The sequence below is a fragment of the Novosphingobium sp. Sphag1I genome (assembly GCF_056279125.1).
This window is the reverse complement of the sequence record NZ_JBWBQS010000048.1, coordinates 1-2,600: the sequence shown is the minus strand read 5'-3', so window position 1 is coordinate 2,600 and position 2,600 is coordinate 1. Positions and strand designations below refer to the sequence as shown.

The window sequence follows — 2,600 nt, the reverse complement described above, 5'->3', positions numbered from 1 at the left end:
ATGCCCCGTCCTTTGGAACTTCACCCTGATCGTTTGTTTCCTTCTGAGCCCGGCACGCGTGCTGTGGCGCGGGAGTTGTATTCCTATGTGAAGGACGCGCCGATTGTGTCCCCGCATGGGCATACGGATCCCAGCTGGTTTGCGCGGAACGAGAGTTTCGGGAACGCCACCGAATTGCTGCTGCGCCCGGACCATTATCTGTTTCGGATGCTCTATTCGCAGGGCGTGGCGCTGGAGGATCTGGGGATTGGTCCGGCCAAGGCGAGTTATGATCCGCGCAAGGCGTGGGGCATTCTGGCGGAAAACTGGCATTTGTATCGGGGCACGCCCTCGCGCATGTGGTCGGATTGGGTGTTTTCGGAAGTGTTCGGCATGGGCGAAATGCTCTCGGCCGAAAACGCCGATTTCTATTTCGACACGATCACTGATCAACTGGCGACCGACGCTTTCCGCCCGCGCGCGCTGTTCGATCGCTATAATATCGAGGTGATCGCGACGACGGAAAGCCCGCTCGACAGCCTTGAACACCACGCCGCGATCATGGCGGAAAACGCCGCCGGTGGCTGGCAGGGTCGGGTGGTGACCGCCTATCGCCCCGACCCGGTGGTGGACCCGGAATTCGAAGGTTTCCGCGATAATCTGAAACGTTTCAGCGAAATCACCGGCGAGGATTGCCTGACATGGGCCGGCTACCTTGCCGCGCACCGCCAGCGCCGCGCCTTTTTCGCCGCCCATGGCGCGACCAGCACCGACCACGGCCACCCCACCGCGCAGACCGCCAACCTCTCGACGGTTGAGGCCGAGGCCCTGTTCGACCGTGTGGCCAAGGGTGAATTTACCGCGGCGGACGCCGAATTGTTCCGTGCGCAAATGCTGACCGAAATGGCCGGGATGAGCCTTGAGGACGGGCTGGTCATGCAGATCCACCCCGGATCGTTCCGCAACCACAACCAGAGCCTGTTCGAGAATTTCGGCCGTGACAAGGGCGCCGACATCCCGATGCGCACCGATTATGTCAACGCTTTGAAGCCTTTGCTCGACGCTTTTGGCAATGAACCGTCGCTCTCGATCATCCTGTTTACGCTGGATGAAAGCGTCTATGCCCGCGAACTGGCGCCGCTGGCCGGGCATTATCCGTGCCTGAAGCTGGGCCCGGCATGGTGGTTCCACGACAGCCCCGAAGGGATGCGCCGGTTCCGTCATGCCACGACCGAGACCGCCGGTTTCTACAACACCGTCGGTTTCAACGATGACACGCGCGCGTTCCTGTCGATCCCGGCGCGGCACGATGTGGCGCGGCGCATCGACTGCGGCTTTCTGGCGCAAATGGTGGTCGAACACCGCATGGCCGATTGGGAAGCGGCCGAAGTGGCGCAGGACCTGACCTATAATCTGGTGAAGAAGGCCTATAAGTTGTGAGCCGGATCTCTGCTGTAAATCTGCCCACCAACGCGGCATTGCCCGCCTATGACCGGGCGGAAAAATCCATTGGCATCGTCCATTTTGGCCTCGGCGCCTTCACCCGCGCGCATCAGGCGTGGTACACCGACCGGGCGATGGAATTGCACGGCGGCGACTGGATGATCGCGGGCATTTCCTTGCGCAGCCCCACCGTGGGCGAGCAATTGAACCCGCAGGACGGGCTCTACACTCTGGCCGAGAAATCGGGCGAGGGGACGAAATTGCGCGTGATCGGCAGCGTGGCCGAGGTCATCGTCGCGCCTGAAAATCCGGGGCGCATTGCCCAGCTTCTGGCTGCGCCCAGCACCCATATCGTCACCTTCACCGTGACTGAAAAGGGCTATTGCCGCAACGCTGCCGGCGGGCTTGATCTCGATCTGGCGGCGGGCGGGTTCTATCCCTTGCTGGCCGATGCCTTTGCGGCGCGCAAGGCGGCGGGGATCGGCGGATTGACGCTGCTGTCCTGCGACAATCTGGCCGATAACGGGCATCAGTTGCAGCGTCTGATGGGCCAATATCTGGCCGCCCATCACCCTGATCTGGTTGATTGGGTGGCGCAGAATTGCACTTTCCCGTGCAGCATGGTCGACCGCATCGTGCCCGCCACCACCGATGCCGACCGTGCCGAGGTCGAGGGCGCGCTGGCGATGCGCGACGAGGGCGTGGTGATGACCGAGCCTTTCAGCCAATGGGTGATCGAGGACAGGTTCGCCGGCCCGCGCCCCGCGTGGGATGCGGTGGGTGCGCAAATCGTGGCCGATGTCGCGCCCTATGAAACGGCGAAATTGCGGATGCTCAACGGCGCGCATTCGGCGCTGGCCTATTGCGGACTGGCCGCGGGCCACACCTATGTTCATCAGGCCGTGGCGGATCCGGCCCTGCGCGCGATGGCCTTGCAACTGATGCTCGATGAAGCCGCGCCGACCATCCCGGCCCCGGCGGACATGGACCTGTCGGCCTATGCCAAGGCCCTGATCGAGCGTTTCGACAATCCCGCGCTCAACCACCGCTTGATCCAGATCGCGATGGACGGCTCGCAAAAGATCCCCCAGCGCTGGCTCGCCACCCTTGCCGCCAATCAGGCAGAGGGGCGTTCATGCCCCGCCATCCTCTCGGCCATCGCCGCCTGGATCAAACAC

Annotated in this window: 2 protein-coding genes; both read left to right on the top strand. The window is 63.0% G+C overall.

Annotated elements, in window-relative coordinates; all coding sequences use genetic code 11:
- The coding region (gene uxaC, locus ACZ9HU_RS22460; RefSeq protein WP_476108097.1) for a glucuronate isomerase at positions 1 to 1,419 on the top strand (1,419 nt) is incomplete at its 5' end.
- Positions 1,416 to 2,600: mannitol dehydrogenase family protein (locus tag ACZ9HU_RS22455; protein WP_476108096.1), on the top strand; the 1,185-nt coding region annotated here is incomplete at its 3' end. The genes uxaC and ACZ9HU_RS22455, both read left to right, overlap by 4 nt.